Annotated in this window: 10 protein-coding genes and 1 pseudogene; 5 read left to right on the top strand and 6 right to left on the bottom strand. The window is 73.1% G+C overall.

The features are described from left to right. Positions 1-8 precede the first annotated feature (8 nt). A complete protein-coding gene (locus ACIGFK_RS17215) occupies positions 9-3,485 on the bottom strand; it encodes a M28 family peptidase (RefSeq protein ID WP_376659267.1) in 3,477 nt (1,158 codons plus the stop codon). A gap of 180 nt (positions 3,486-3,665) precedes the next feature. On the opposite strand from ACIGFK_RS17215, the gene ACIGFK_RS17210 reads away from it, so the two are divergent. Further along, positions 3,666-4,658: a LysR family transcriptional regulator gene (locus ACIGFK_RS17210; protein ID WP_386469298.1), complete on the top strand. Its 993-nt coding sequence runs from the start codon at positions 3,666-3,668 to the stop codon at positions 4,656-4,658. On the opposite strand, the gene ACIGFK_RS17205 is transcribed toward ACIGFK_RS17210, so the two are convergent. After that, the gene (locus ACIGFK_RS17205) at positions 4,612-5,442 is read right to left on the bottom strand and encodes a class I SAM-dependent methyltransferase (RefSeq protein WP_376659254.1); all 831 of its coding nucleotides are present in this window, start codon (positions 5,440-5,442) and stop codon (positions 4,612-4,614) included. The genes ACIGFK_RS17210 and ACIGFK_RS17205 overlap by 47 nt on opposite strands. Before the next feature lie 157 nt (positions 5,443-5,599). Between ACIGFK_RS17205 and ACIGFK_RS17200 the strand changes: the two genes are divergently transcribed. Then, positions 5,600-7,123 carry a Rossmann-like domain-containing protein gene (locus tag ACIGFK_RS17200; protein WP_400052428.1) on the top strand — a complete coding sequence of 508 codons (1,524 nt, stop codon included), beginning with the start codon at positions 5,600-5,602 and terminating at the stop codon, positions 7,121-7,123. After that, positions 7,015-7,434, top strand: a pseudogene (locus ACIGFK_RS17195) (pyridoxal-phosphate dependent enzyme); the annotation flags it as partial. The gene ACIGFK_RS17200 and the pseudogene ACIGFK_RS17195, both read left to right, overlap by 109 nt. A 59-nt stretch (positions 7,435-7,493) precedes the next feature. Here ACIGFK_RS17195 and ACIGFK_RS17190 read toward each other — a convergent pair. Then, positions 7,494-8,864: a tannase/feruloyl esterase family alpha/beta hydrolase gene (locus ACIGFK_RS17190; protein WP_376659253.1), complete on the bottom strand. Its 1,371-nt coding sequence runs from the start codon at positions 8,862-8,864 to the stop codon at positions 7,494-7,496. Positions 8,865-9,105: 241 nt separating this feature from the next. On the opposite strand from ACIGFK_RS17190, the gene ACIGFK_RS17185 reads away from it, so the two are divergent. Both ACIGFK_RS17185 and ACIGFK_RS17180 read left to right on the top strand, forming a co-directional pair. Continuing rightward, positions 9,106-10,389 carry a sensor histidine kinase gene (locus ACIGFK_RS17185; RefSeq protein WP_400052426.1) on the top strand — a complete coding sequence of 428 codons (1,284 nt, stop codon included), beginning with the start codon at positions 9,106-9,108 and terminating at the stop codon, positions 10,387-10,389. Continuing rightward, the gene (locus tag ACIGFK_RS17180) at positions 10,386-11,111 is read left to right on the top strand and encodes a response regulator (protein WP_376659251.1); all 726 of its coding nucleotides are present in this window, start codon (positions 10,386-10,388) and stop codon (positions 11,109-11,111) included. Before ACIGFK_RS17185 ends, ACIGFK_RS17180 begins: the two co-directional genes overlap by 4 nt. Here the strand turns inward: ACIGFK_RS17180 and ACIGFK_RS17175 are convergent. The 3 genes from ACIGFK_RS17175 to ACIGFK_RS17165 all read right to left on the bottom strand — a co-directional run bounded on the left by ACIGFK_RS17175 (position 11,080) and on the right by ACIGFK_RS17165 (position 13,310). Continuing rightward, positions 11,080-12,300: a mannosyltransferase family protein gene (locus ACIGFK_RS17175; RefSeq protein ID WP_400052424.1), complete on the bottom strand. Its 1,221-nt coding sequence runs from the start codon at positions 12,298-12,300 to the stop codon at positions 11,080-11,082. The two genes, ACIGFK_RS17180 and ACIGFK_RS17175, sit on opposite strands and share 32 nt — an antisense overlap. Before the next feature lie 97 nt (positions 12,301-12,397). After that, positions 12,398-12,820, bottom strand: a complete 423-nt coding sequence (locus ACIGFK_RS17170; protein ID WP_376659249.1) for a hypothetical protein — start codon at positions 12,818-12,820, stop codon at positions 12,398-12,400. Next, positions 12,813-13,310: a SigE family RNA polymerase sigma factor gene (locus ACIGFK_RS17165; protein ID WP_376659248.1), complete on the bottom strand. Its 498-nt coding sequence runs from the start codon at positions 13,308-13,310 to the stop codon at positions 12,813-12,815. The genes ACIGFK_RS17170 and ACIGFK_RS17165 overlap by 8 nt, the downstream gene beginning before the upstream one ends. Between the last annotated feature and the right edge of the window lie 270 nt (positions 13,311-13,580).

Here is a 13,580-nt window from a genome sequence, read left to right as displayed (position 1 = left end):
CCGGGGCATCAGCTCACCTGGACCGTGACGTCGTCCACGACGAAGGAGGTCTGCAGGGACTGGTCCTCCACGCCGCTGAACTTCAGGGTGACGGTCTGGCCCGCGAACTGCGCCAGGTTGTAGGTCTTCTGGACGTAGCCGGTCGTCGGGGTCAGGTTGGAGAAGGACTCCAGGGTCTGGCCGCCCACCGAGACGGTGAACTTGTCGTAGACCACGTTGTCCGTCTCGTCCGTGTCGATGTGCAGGAAGAACGAGAGCTGGTACGAGGAGCAGCCCGACGGGATGGCCAGCGACTGCGAGGCGCTGTCCGAGTGGCTGGAGCCGTACCCGTTCAGCCACGCGAAGTAGCTTCCGCCGTGGGAGACCTGGCCGGACTGGTTCGTGACGACACCCGAGGTCGCGGTCCACGGGGAGGAGCCGTTCTCGAACCCGCCGTTGGCCACGAGCTGGCGCGGCGTGCAGCCGCCGGTCCCGGTCACGGTCAGCGTGTAGGTCGTGCTGTGGCTGACGGTGCCCGAGCCGGTGATCGTCAGGGTGTAGGTGCCGGGCGCGGTGCTCGCGCCGACCTGGACGGACAGTGTCGAGGAGCTGCCCGACTGCACGGAGGTCGGGCTGAGCGCGGCGCTCACCCCGGCCGGCGCGCCGGAGACGGAGAGGGCGACGGTCTGGGCGGCGCCGCTCACGGTCGAGGTGTTCACCGTGGCGGAGGTGGAAGCGCCCTGGGCCGCGCTGCCCGCGGAGGGGCTGACGCCGATGGAGAAGTCCTGCGCGGGCGTCTCGCCGCCGACGGCGGTCTTCCACACGGCGTAGGCGACACCGTCGGCGCTGCGGTCCAGGACCGTGGCGCTGATGTTGTTCGTGGTGTCGCAGGCGCTGTGGTAGCAGGAGTCGTAGGCGGCGTTCGCGGTGCCGCCCCACTTGGCCGCCTGTGCGGAGGTCTTGCGGGCGCTGGCGCCGGCCGCGTAGCCGGAGGTGGGGATGCCGCCCTGCTGGAAGGAGTAGTCGTCGCTGCGGCCCTGGCCCTCGGTGTTCTCCTCGGGAGCGAGGTTCAGGGAGGTCCAGTACGCCTTGAGCGGCGCGGCGGTGGCGGAGTTGAGGTTGTTGATGAAGTAGCCGCCGTTGGGGGAGCCGACCATGTCGAAGTTGTAGTAGCCCTTGATGGCGGCCTTCTGGGTGCTGCTCAGCTGGCCCACGTAGTACTCGGAGCCGTTCAGGCCCTGCTCCTCGTCCGTCCACCAGGCGAAGCGCACGTGCTTGGTCATCGTCGGGTTCTTCTGGGCGAGTGCGAGCGCGTTCTCCAGCAGGGTCGCGGAGCCCGAGCCGTTGTCGTTGATGCCGGGGCCGGCCGAGACGCTGTCGAGGTGGGCGCCGAACATGACGACCTGGTCGGCGGGGCCGCCCGGCCAGTCGGCGATGAGGTTGTTCGACGGGTAGGTGCAGGAGGTGCAGTTCTGCTCGGTGACGGTGTAGCCGGCGGCCTGGAGCTTGCCCTTGATGTACGCCACCGACGCCGTGTAACCGGCGCTGCCCGCACGGCGGTTGCCGCCGTTCTGGGAGGCGATCGTGTTCAGCTGGGCCAGGTGCGCCTGCACGCTGGCCACGTCGATGTTCGGCGGGTCGTTCGGCGGCTGGGTGCCGCCGACGTTGAGCGCGAAGTCGACGGTGTGTGAGAGGGTGCTGCCCTGGCCCTTGACGACCACGGTGGCCGCGCCCGGCGTCGCGCTGGACGTGGCGCTCAGGGTCAGCGTCGAGGACTGGCCGGACTGCACGGTGGCGGGGCTGAAGGAGGCGCTCACCCCGGCCGGCAGGCCGGTGGCGGTCAGGGTCACCGACTGGGCGGTGCCGGTGGTGACGGTGGTGCCGACCGTGGTGGTGACCGTACCGCCCTGCTGGACGGTGCCCGACGAGGGGTTCAGCGACATCGAGAAGTCGTTGTTCTGGCCGCTCGGGGTGCACGTCGGATCGGCGGACTGGGCGGGCACGCTGATCGCGTCCCAGGCGGCCTTGGTCTTGTTGAAGAGGTCACAGGTGGTGTCGAGGGACTTGGCGGAACTGAGCGTCGCCGTACGGTACTTCTTGTACGACATGCTGCTCGTCTTGAGCAGCATCCCGCCGTAGAAGATCTTTCCGGCGTTCTGGACGCCCACGCCGGTCACGGTGGACGAGTTGCAGGTGGGGCTGTTCGGCTTGCCGCCACCCGGGCTGCTGCCCTCGGCGAGCAGGTAGAACCAGTGGTTCAGCGGGCCCGCCGCGGCGTGCACCTCGGTGCCGGGTATCGCCGAGCTGTAGCAGTTCGGGTCGTTGTCGATGGCCGACGGGTTGTACATGTTGCGGATCGGACCCTGGCCCTGGAGATTGATCATCTCGCCGACCGTGTAGTCCGGAGTGTCGTACGGCGAAGGCTCGTTGGCGAAGGCCTCGGTCAGCGCGCCGAAGATGTCACCGGTGCCCTCGCCGAGCCCTGCCTCCTGGCCGCTGGTGCCGCCGGGGGTGTTGGAGTCGATGGCGTGCCCGTACTCGTGGGCCACCACGTCCAGGCCGGAGATCCACTCGTTGGCGCTGTTGTGCCCGATGGTGACCGAACTGCCGTCCCAGTAGGCGTTCAGATCGCCCAGGCCGACCTTGCCGGGGAAGCTGCGGCCGTTCCCGCTGACGCCGTTGCGGCCCAGCCACTGGCTCAGCATGTCCCACTGCTTCTGCGCGGCGAACATCAGGTCGACGCAGCCGGTCTCCTTGCTCGTGGGGTTGCCGGTGCCCCAGGAGTCGGAGGACTTCGAGAAGACCGTGCCGCTGCTGTAGTCCGCGCAGCTCAGGCCGGTGCGGTTCGGGTCGCGCAGCGAGTACGTGCCGGACGAGTTGGTGGTGTCGATGGTGAGCGGGTTCGGGCCGTTCCACTTGCTGCTGCCGGTGCCCGCGACCACGTCGTCGTAGCTGTCGACGAAGGCGCCCGTGCGCGCGTCCACGAAGACGTGCAGCTTGCTGGGCGCCGTCTTGGACCGGCCGATCAGGACGGTCTCCCAGGCCAGCACCGGCTTGTCGTCCTTGAGCCGGACGACGAGCCGGCTGCTGTCGACCTTGTCGACCGAAGCCAGCTTCGAACGGGACGTGGACTCCGCATCCTTGGCGCTGACGGTCGCCCGGGTCGAGACGTCGATCCGTACGGAGGAGGCCGACTGGAGGGCGCGGACCTTGCCCGCGCCGTCGGCGAGCACCACCGCGTCGCCGCCGACCACGGGCAGGCCGCGGTAGCTGCGCTCGTACGCGACGGAGTACAGGTCCTTGACCCAGGGGGTGACCTGGCGGCGTTCGTACTGTTCCTGAGAGGAGTTGACCAGGGTGTCGAGACCGCTGCCGACGGCCTGGTCGGCGGCCGCGACCGCGCGCGCCGCGGGGGTGTCCTTCTGGGACGGGGCGGGCTGCGCTTGCTGGGCCGCCGACGCCGTCCCGGCGGCCAGGGTGCCGGCGAGGCCCGCGGTCAGCACCATCGCTGCCAGGGCCGCCGTCCATCTGGTGGGCTGCAACGTCCACTCCGATCGTGGGGGGTTGGGTGGGTGAGTGTTCGTTCGCGGCCGAGTATGAGCGTGTACATGACGGCTTTGGGTCATCTCGGCGGACATAAGGTCCGCGTTATGGTGTGGTGGCGGCGTGCTGCGTACGCTGCCCGGATGCAGCTGGAGTTGAGGCATCTGCAAGCCGTCTGCCGGATAGCGGAGGCGGGCAGCCTGGGGGGCGCGGCGCGGCGGCTGGGGGTGTCCCAGCCGGCGCTTTCGGCGCAACTGCGGCGGATCGAGCGGGTCACGGGCGGCGAGCTCTTCGTACGGGGCCGCAGCGGGGTGGAACCGACCGCGCTGGGTCACTTCGTACTGGCCAAGGCCCGACGGGTGTTGAACGAGATGGACGCACTGGGCGCGGAGGCGCGGGCGATCGGCACCGGAACCCCGCTGCGGCTCGGCTGCATCCTGCTGGTGCTGGTCGACGGACTCCTGGCCCAGACTGACCTGTTCATGTCAGGTCAGGAGATCACGGTCAACCTGGAGCACTCGGTGACCGCGCTGGCCCGGATGCTGGGCACCGGCCGGTACGACGCCATCGTCTACGGCGAGGTCAACGACCACGAGGTGCCGCTCCCCGCGGGCGTCCGAGCGCGGACGCTCGTCCCGAAGGAGCCGTTCTGCATCCGCCTTTCGGCGAAACACCCCCTGGCCGACCGGGAACGCATCGACCTCGCCGACCTCGCCGGGGAATCGTGGCTCACCCTGGTGGAGGAGGACGACGGCGGACCCGAGGCCCTCGTGGCCGCGTGCGCGAGCGTCGGCTTCACCCCGTCACTGCGCTACCGGATCACCGACCGCATGATGCAGTACGACCTGATCTCGGCGGGCCGCGCCATCTCGCTCAGCCAGCCCACGGCCCCCCGCGTGGCCGGTACGGTGATGCGCCCGCTCGTCGGCACCCCCATCACCGGGCGCATCCGCCTCGCGTGGAACCGCGCGGCGGTCTCGTCCGGCCAGGCGGAACTGCTCTACCGCGCGGCGGCCCGCGCCTATCTGGCGAACGTGGGCAACAACCGCTTCCACAAGGAGTGGTGGGACGCCCACCCGGAACTGCAGGTCAGCCTCGGCGGTGAGCCGTCAGCAGCAGGTACTCCCACTCCATGACCCCGTCCGCGGTGTGTTCGGCGGCGAGCGCGTCGAGGTCGCGGTCCAGGGAGGCGACCCGTTCGGGATCCTCGGCGATCGACCGGTAGACGGCGACGGTCGGCCCGTACAGGGCCTTGAAGAACTCCCGGAAGTCCGAGGGCTTCTTGAACCGGTCCACCCGGACCGTCTCGCGGCGGGCGACCAGATCGGTCACCCCGCTGCCCAGCAGCTCGTGGACGTGCTCCGGGTCGCCCCACAGCGGCGGCGGCTGCGCTCCGGGCGGGGGCGGGGGAGCGTAGGGCTTCATCGTGGCGAACATCCGGCCGATGAACCCCTCCGGGGTCCAGTTGAGCAGCCCGATGGTGCCTCCGGACCGGCAGACCCGCAGCAGTTCGTCCGCCGCGGTCTGGTGGTGCGGCGCGAACATCACGCCGAGGCAGGACATCACGGTGTCGAACTCGCCGTCGGCGAAGGGCAGCGCCTCGGCGTCCGCCTCCCGCCACTCCAGCTGGGCCCCCCGTACGGCGGCCAGGTGCCGCCCGACTTCCAGCAGGTCGGGGGTGAGGTCGGAGGCCACCACGTCGGCGCCGGCCAGTGCGGCCGGGATGGCCGCGTTGCCGGAGCCCGCGGCGACGTCGAGCACCCGGTCCCCGCGGCTCACCCCGCACTCCCGGACGAGCACGGCGCCCAGGTCGGGAATGAGGTGGGAGGCCACGGACGGATAGTCGCCCATGGCCCACATCGCCCGGTGCTTGGCTTTCAGCGCGCGGTCTGCCTGGGCCGCGTCGATCGACTCGGTCATCACAGCCGCCCTCCAGGAGTCGGGTCAGGGCTCTCTTTCCGAGCATAGGTACCTTCCGCCGGGGCGGCCCGTCGGCACCGCCGCAGCGAAATTGGAAATGAAAACGATTTCCGATAGCTTCCTTGTGCTCCGGTCCGAGAGCGTGAGGAGAAGTCCCGTGGGACATCTGCTGGTTGTCGAAAGCTGGGTGGGATCGATGAGCGGGCTCCTGCCCAAGGCGATCCGCAAAGGCGCACACGAGTTCACCTTCCTCACCAGAGCCCTGCACCACTACCTGCGGGCCGCCCCGCCCGGCGGCGGCCCGCACCCGCTGCTCACGGCGCGCAACGTCGTCACCGCCGAGACCAATGACACGGCCGCCCTGCTCCCGCACGCCGAACCGCTGCACGAGGAGCTCGGCTTCGCCGGGGTGGTCTCCTCCTGCGACGACGACCTGCCCGCCGCGGCCCGCCTCGCGGAGCGTCTCGGCCTGCCCGGCCCGGCCGCCGCAGCCGTCGAGAACGCCTGCCGCAAGGACCTGACCCGGCGGGTCCTGGCCGGTGCGGGGGTGCCCGGCCCCCGCTTCGCGCTCTGCGCGGACACCGGCCGGGCGCTGACGGCCGCCCGCGGGATCGGCTACCCGCTCGTGGTCAAGCCGGCCGATCTGTGCGCCGGGATGCTGGTGCGCCTGGTCCGGGACGAGTACGAGCTGGAGCGGGCCTGCCGCGACCTGGCCGCGTTCCCGGTCAACGCCGGGGGCCAGTACCGCCCCCGCGCTGGCCGCCACCCTTCGCGAACCCCGGGTGCACACCGTCGACGACCTCATCGAGCAGGTCCGGGCAGGCGCCTACGGGCCCGACCCCGCCGGGCAGCGCGTGGCCCTCGCCTTCACCACCGCCCAGGCCGTACGCCACGAAGGCCGCGCCCTCGGCCACCGCAACGAGGTGCTCAGCCTGCGCCACGGCGCCGCGGTCGGCTCCTGCGCCGTGGAACCCGGCGCCCTGCCCCCGGCCGCCCTCGACGACTGCGTCGGCGCGCCACCGTCGCCGACCTGCTCGAACACCCCCTGCCGCCCGTACGCATCGCCGCCCTCGACGCCCACCTCATCCACGCCCGCCCGCACACCCCCGAGCACGGCGCGCGGCCCTGCGCGATCCCGGCCGGCTCCACCCTGCACCGCTCCCGGGCCCGCGCCCGAGCCGTCGTCGGCCTCCTTCCCGAAGCCCCGGGGTGCCGGGTCCTCGTCGTCGGCGTCGTCAACTTCCTCCTGGAACGGCTGCGCGAGCGCGGGATCCCGTACACGCCCTGCGACCTCAAGGGAGGTACGACCGAATGGGGAGAGACCGTACGGACCGACGCGCTGGCGGAGCTGGGCCGCTGCGACGCTGTCCTCGCCTCCGGCATGACGTTGGGCAACCGGACCTTCCAGCCGCTGCTCGACCACGCCGCGGCCACCGGCAAGCCCCTCGTGATGTTCGCCCAGAACGGAAGCGCCGTGCTCCCGCGCTTCCTCGGCTCCGGAGTGCACGCCGTGTCCGCCGAGCCGTACCCCTTCTCCTGGCTCGACGGCGGCCCCGGGCCGCCGACCCCGGCCTGCTGCCGCTCCTCGGCCGTACCCCGCTCGCCCGGATCAGCGCCGACCGGCCGCACCGCCACCCCGGCTTCTGGGCGAAGCTGGAAGGCCTCGGCGCGGGCGGGATGAAGGCCCGCGCCGCCGTCTCCATGCTGACCGGTGCCCGCGCACGCGGCGAACTGCGCTCCGGAGCCACCGTCGTGGAGTCCACCTCCGGCACCCTGGGCATCGGCCTGGCCTTCGCCGGGCAGGCCCTCGGCCACCCCGTGGTGCTGGGCGGCGACACCGAACCCGAGCCGTCCATGCGGCGGTTGCTGCGCAGCCACGGGGCCCGCCTCGAACTCGTCGACCGTCCGGCGGCCGAAGGCGGCTGGCAGGCCGCCCGGATCGCCCGGCTGCACGAGGTGCTGGCCCGGATCCCGGACGCCTACTGGCCCGACTGATGCAGCCCGCGCTGCCGGAGCCGGCGTCCCCCTCGAACCCCCGGCCGGGGGCCCGTTCAGAGCGAGCACGCGTTGACGGCGTCGGTCCCCGGCGCGGGCCTCGGTACCGTACGGCTCGGCGGCGGGAGCGTGCCGCCCGGGCCCGTCCACGCGGTCATCGCGTCGAACGCCGTCCGCAGGCACGGCGACATCGGCCGCACGAGGTCCTTGAACGGCCCGGCGAGCCCGTCGGCGTGCGAACCGCCGGTGATCCGGTAGTAGCGGTGCAGACCGCCGCGCCCGGAGTCCTCGACCATCCTCGCGTAGACGTCACCGCTCCTGCTGATCGGCAGGAGGGCGTCGAGCGTGCCCTGGACGGTGATGAGCGGCCGGCCGATCCGCCCCGTCAGGGACAGCCGTTCGACCGTCCTGTGCACGCGCTGCGGCCGGTCGGCGTAGACGTAGTCGGTGTCGCAGCCCTTTTCCAGGCCCGGCTTGCAGAAAGGGACGCCGGCCTGCCGGTCGCCGTCGTACCCGGGGTCGATCTCCTCGCGCACGGTGCGCTGGAGGGAGTCCCACAGGTTGTCGTAGTGCCACTGCCACATCGGCCTGGACTCGGCCGGGTACCCGGCGGCGTACATCTCGTCGAGAGCGCCCGGCTCGCCGGCCACGACGCGCGGATAGGCGCGCAGCGCGGCGGGGGCGGTGTCCAGGATGTTGGGGCTGTCCGGGGTGAACAGCAGGCCGTGCAGTTCCACGCCGCCCGTGTAGAGCTCCGGCCGGTTCTCCAGCTGCCACCGCACCAGGTAGCCGCCGGCCGAGGCGCCCGCCATGTACGTGCTCACGGGCGCGCGGCCGTAGTGCTGCGCGGCCGTCCGCTTCGCGGCCACCGTCAACTCGGTGACGCGCTGGTGCCATTCGGCGACGGCGTCGCCCGGCCGTCTGCCGTCGGTGTAGATCTGCGGGCCCGTGTTCCCCTTGTCGGTCGCCGCGTAGGCGTACCCCTGCGCGAGCACGTGGTCGGAGATCAGGCGGTCGTTGGCGTACTGCTCGCGCACCCCCGGCGGGCCGGCGACGACCAGACCGCCGTTCCAGTGGTCGGGGAGCCGGATGACGAACTGGCTGTCGTGGTTCCAGCCGTGGGTGGTGTTGGTGGTCGAGGTGTCGGGGAAGTAGCCGTCCAGCTGCACCCCCTTGACCCCCGACGGGTTGACGGCGCCGGGCGCCTCCAGACCGGCCCAGTCCTTCGGGTCGGTGTGTCCACTGAGCGCGGTTCCGGCGGTGGTCAGGTCGGCCAGGCAGGCGCCGGTCACGTACGTGGCGCCGGGTACCCGCGCCGTGCACGCCGGCGGGGCGGCCGGCGTGGGCGCCGCGCTCGCACCGGCGGGGCCGATCAGCACGGCCAGCAGCGTCGCGGCGGTGGCGGCGACCGGTCGGGCGATTCTCATCAGAGGCATCCCTGTGTTCTCGTCTCGGAGGGCGCCGGAGACCCGCTGTCGTCCGGCCCTCCGAGGCTATGAACACCCGGTCGTCGGGCCCCAGATGCCGAGCGGCCACACCGGGCGGCAGGCGCCCGGCCGAACGGCACATGACCTCCGGCCAAGGTTCGTCACGTCCCGTCGCACCGCGATCCGGCCACCCGTGGGCGCACGTATCGTTCGGGGCAGCCGAACCCACGGGAGGGACCCCATGACCGCGCCGCCGCACCCGCCTCCAGGGCCCGCCCGCCCCCTTCCGTGGCTGCCGCCCCTCGTCCACGCGGTCGTCCTCGCCGGGGGCCTCTACGCGGGCATCGTCGGGGCCGGACCGGCGGACCCGCTCGTGCTCGGCGGATTCACCGGCTGCCTGCTGCTCCTGGCGGCCCTCGACCGCGCGGAGCACCGGCGCTACCCGCACCGCACACCGCTGCGTCCGGCCCTCGCCCTGCTCGCCCTGCGCCTCGCGCTGTTCGCCGCCGCGAGCGGCCTGGACCGTTCCGGGGTGTCGCGGGCCCTGTTCGTCCTGCTGCCGCTGACCGCCTACTTCGCCCTCGGCCGCCGGGTGGGGGTCGCGCTGGCGGTGGCCTGCGCCGCGGTGATCCTCACGGCCAACACCCTTTGGGCGCCCGGGTGGTACGCCCGGCCGGCCGAGGTCACCGACGTGCTGATGTCCGGCCTCGCCCTCCTCCTCGCCGTCTCGATGGCCGGCGTCGCCGTGGGCGAACAGGAGGCCCGCCACCGGCTCACGCACACCCTGGACGAACTGCGCGACGCGCACGAGCGGCTGACCGGCTACGCGGCCCGGGTCGCGCGGCTGTCGACCGTACGTGAACGCAACCGGCTCGCCCGGGAGTTCCACGACGGCCGGGGCCACCACCTCACCGCCATCGCCATCCAGCTGGAAAAGGCGGAGGCCTTCCACGAGCGCGACCCCGGCACCGCGCGGCAGGCCCTCGCCTACGCCCGCCGGTCCGCGGACCGTGCACTCGACGACGTCCGCCAGTCGGTCCGCGCCATGCGCGACGAGGACGGGCCCGAACCCTTCTCGCTCTCCGCGGCCCTCGCCGACCTGGTGCGCCACGCCGACGCAGGACCGCCGGCGGTCACGCTCGAACTCTCCGGAGACGAGCAGGGCCACCGCACCGAAGCGCTCACCGCCCTGTACCGCGCGGCGCAGGAGGGGCTCACCAACGTACGCCGCCATGCGGGCGCGACGCAGGTCAGGCTCTCGGCGGAGTACGGGGAGCACGAAGCCCGGCTGGTCGTCGCCGACGACGGCAGAGGCTTCCGCCCGGACGCCCGCCCGGACGCCCGCCCGGACGCCCGCCCGGGCGAAGCGGCCGGTGCGGGCGGATTCGGCCTGCGTGCGATGAGCGAACGCCTGGCCCTGCTGGGCGGCAGGGTCGAAGTCGCCACCGGACCCGGCCGCGGCACCGTCGTCACCGCGTGCGTGCCCCGCGTTCCGGCTCCGGCGGCGGGGGAGGCAGGCCGATGACCGCACCCGCGCGTCCCGACGTACGGGTGCTGGTCGCGGACGACCAGCAGCTCGTCCGCGAGGGGATCGCCTCGCTGCTCGGCATCCAGCCCGGCATCACCGTGACCGGCGCGGTCCCGGACGGACGTCAGGCCGTCGAGGCGGCGCTCGCCGACCGCCCCGACGTGATCCTCATGGACGTGCGGATGCCGGTCATGGACGGCGTCACCGCGGTCGGAGAGATCGGCCGCCGCGCCCCCGACTGCCGGGTGATCATGCTGACGACCTTCGACGACGACGAGTACGTGGTCCAGGCCCTCGCCGCGGGAGCCGTCGGCTACCTCCTCAAGAACCTGCCCTCGGCCGAACTGGCCGCCGCCGTACGGCTGGCACACGCCGGAGTCGCCCAGCTCGACGCGTCGGTGGCCCGCCGCCTGGCCGCCAACTCCGGCCGGCCGGCGCCCGTGGAGCCGCCGGAGCCGGGAGCCGCCCCGGCGGGCCCGCCGGCCCTGACCGAGCGCGAGACGGACGTACTGCGCCTGGTCGCGACGGGTTCCACCAACCGGGAGATCGCGGCCCGGCTCTTCCTCAGCGAGGGCACGGTCAAGAACCACATCTCCCGCGTCCTGTCCCGCCTCGGCCTGCGCGACCGCACGCAGGCCGCCCTCTACGCCCGGGACCACGGCCTCCTCCCGCCGTCGCCCTCCCGGCTCAGCCCGCCCAGCGCCCCGTCAGGAAGGTGACGGCCACCAGCGTGGACAACGGGCCCGCGATGCACACGTACGCGGTCCGCAGGCCCGGACGGCGCAGGCTCCAGCCCGCCAGGGCGATCCACAGCGGCCACCACAGCAGCGTGGAACGGGGGATGGAGGTGTACCAGTACGAGGTCCCCAGGGCCCACAGGGTCAGGGCGACGTAGAGGGCCTCGGGCCACTGGCGGCGCCGCACGAGCGGGACCACGAGCGCGATGCCGACCAGCATCGCCACCAGCTCGGCCTGCCACATCAGCGCGTACCCGGTGGGCTGGACGTGGTGGAACGCGGCGTTCCAGGTGTTGGTCCAGGCCTCCCACGGCGTGTGGAAGTCCCGGTACCAGCCGCGTTCCTGGGCGTGCTTCCAGGCGCTCCAGTCCCCGGTCCGCGCATGCAGGAACCAGCTGTACGCGGCCGGCGCGAGCGCGGGAAGCAGCAGCCAGGGGGCCGACCGCCACTCGCGCCGGCTCCGTGCCGTGGTGGCGAAGAGGAGCACCAGCGCCGCCAGCAGGAACAGCCCCGTGGCGCGCACCGACGACGCCAGGCACGCCAGCGCCGCCGCCGCGGGCCAGTTGCGGCGCTGCGCCGCCAGCCAGGCGGGCAGGGCCAGCGCGAGGAACAGCGCCTCGGTGTATCCGGCGGCGAGGAACACGGCGCAGGGCGAGAGCAGGAGGAACAGGACCGTACGCCGCCCCGCCTCCGCGTCCCGCAGGTGGTGGCGGGCGATGCGCGCCAGCGCCAGGACGGCCACACCGCCCGCGAGGAAGGAGATCAGCGCTCCCGCCGCGGCCCAGTGCGGCACGACGGCGTGGACGGCGCGCAGGGCGAGCGGGAAGCCGGGCAGGAAGGCCTCCCGGTTGTCCCAGCCGGCCGTCCACGGGCCCGCTCCGCCCGGGAAGTAGCCGTCCTGGGCTATGCGGAGGTAGTGCGACCAGTCCCAGCGCTCCCAGGGGGAGAACAGGGAGCCGGGCCGCACCGCCCGGTCCCCGTCGGCGGGGAAGAGCCAGCGGACGGCACCCGCGGTGGTCCAGATCCCCACGCGCGTGAGCACGTACAGCCAGAGCACCTCGCGGTCGTCCGGCCCGGGCCGCCACCTCCGGTACGGGGCTGCCGGCGCGCACGGCGCGGAGGCGGGCGGGCCGGGTGCGACCGCCGGCCGGGGCGGGGCGGAAACGGGCATACGGGATCTCCTGATCGGCTGTGGGGTGTGCGGAACCGCCGGCCGGGGTCGGGGTGCCGAGGTCCGGGCCGGTGGCGGTGCGGTCGCTGCCGCAGGGTTACGGGGGGAAGGGCGTCGAGGTGGCCGTCGACGTGGGCGTCGAGCTGACCGTCGAGGTGGGCGGCGGGGAGGCCGGCGAGGTGTTGGACGCGGGCGGGTACGCCGTCCGGGTGGGCGCGGTGGTCGTCCCCGTCGTGGGCGGAGGGGACTGGTTCGGTGCGGGGGACGGTGCCAGCGGAGGGGGAGTGGTCGCCGGGAGGCCCGGCCCCGCGTCGCGCGGCAGGAACGCGGCGACGGCCGCGCCGGAAGCGCCGAGGACGAGGCAGCAGGCGAGCGCGAAGCCGGCGATCCGGCGCCGCCGGGCCTTCTCCCCGCGCACGGCGATGGCGGACACAGGAGGGAGGGAGGCGCGGGAGCGCCCGGCGGCGGCCGCTTCCCGGAACAGGGAGCGCAGCGGGTCGTGGTCGTACGGGTCAGGCATCGGGAGCCTCCTCCGGGCGCGGGTCCTGGAGCTCGCGGGCTAGGGCGGCCCGGCCCCGGGACAGGTGGGTCTTGACCGTGCTCGCGGACAGCGAGGTCTCGGCGGCGATCTGTTCGACGGTCAGATCGCACAGGTAGTGCAGCGCCATGGTCCGGCGCTGTTTCGGCGGCAACTGCCGCAGTGCCTGCACGAGGGCCACCTCCTCGGGCCCCGGCCCCTCCACGTGGCCCGCGGGCTCGGTGCGCCGCCAGGCGTCGGCGCTGCGGCGCCGCACCCGCCAGCGGCTCACGGCGAGCCGCCACGCGACGGTGCGGATCCATGCCTCGGGCCGGCCGTCGCGCTCCAGCTGGCGCCGTCGGCCCCAGCCCTTGACGAAGGCCTCCTGCACCACGTCCTGCGCCTCGTGGTGATCGCCGAGCATCACGTACAACTGCCCTGTGAGCCGTCCCGCCGCCTGCGCGTAGAACTCCTCGAACTCCTCGACGGTCAAGAAATCGCTCCCGAATCCATGTGTCCCTCTCAACAGGCATACGCCCGGCGCCGGGGATCCGGTCGACACGGTATGCCGGGAAGTTCGTGTGAGTGCGGTCACACGGCGGACGGCCGCTCCGGGAGGGCGCGGAGGAGCCGGATCCGGCCGGATCCGCAACCCGCCGTCAAGGAGCGATCAAACCCCCTGGTGACGGTGCGTGCAGACGTGTACCTTCACGGGTAGCTGTCGTGGTTCCAAGTGCCTTGCCCGCGCCATTCGGTGTGGGCA

The sequence above is a fragment of the Streptomyces sp. NPDC085524 genome, from assembly GCF_044541755.1.
Taxonomy (GTDB): Bacteria; Actinomycetota; Actinomycetes; order Streptomycetales; family Streptomycetaceae; genus Streptomyces.
This window is presented reverse-complemented; position numbering and strand designations above follow the sequence as displayed.

Coding starts and splice junctions, on each gene's coding strand:
- ACIGFK_RS17215 (WP_376659267.1), bottom strand. CDS start 3,485: ATGGTGCTGACCGCGGGCCTCGCCGGCACCCTGGCCGCCGGGACGGCG.
- ACIGFK_RS17210 (WP_386469298.1), top strand. CDS start 3,666: ATGCAGCTGGAGTTGAGGCATCTGCAAGCCGTCTGCCGGATAGCGGAG.
- ACIGFK_RS17205 (WP_376659254.1), bottom strand. CDS start 5,442: ATGACCGAGTCGATCGACGCGGCCCAGGCAGACCGCGCGCTGAAAGCC.
- ACIGFK_RS17190 (WP_376659253.1), bottom strand. CDS start 8,864: ATGAGAATCGCCCGACCGGTCGCCGCCACCGCCGCGACGCTGCTGGCC.
- ACIGFK_RS17185 (WP_400052426.1), top strand. CDS start 9,106: ATGACCGCGCCGCCGCACCCGCCTCCAGGGCCCGCCCGCCCCCTTCCG.
- ACIGFK_RS17180 (WP_376659251.1), top strand. CDS start 10,386: ATGACCGCACCCGCGCGTCCCGACGTACGGGTGCTGGTCGCGGACGAC.
- ACIGFK_RS17175 (WP_400052424.1), bottom strand. CDS start 12,300: ATGCCCGTTTCCGCCCCGCCCCGGCCGGCGGTCGCACCCGGCCCGCCC.
- ACIGFK_RS17170 (WP_376659249.1), bottom strand. CDS start 12,820: ATGCCTGACCCGTACGACCACGACCCGCTGCGCTCCCTGTTCCGGGAA.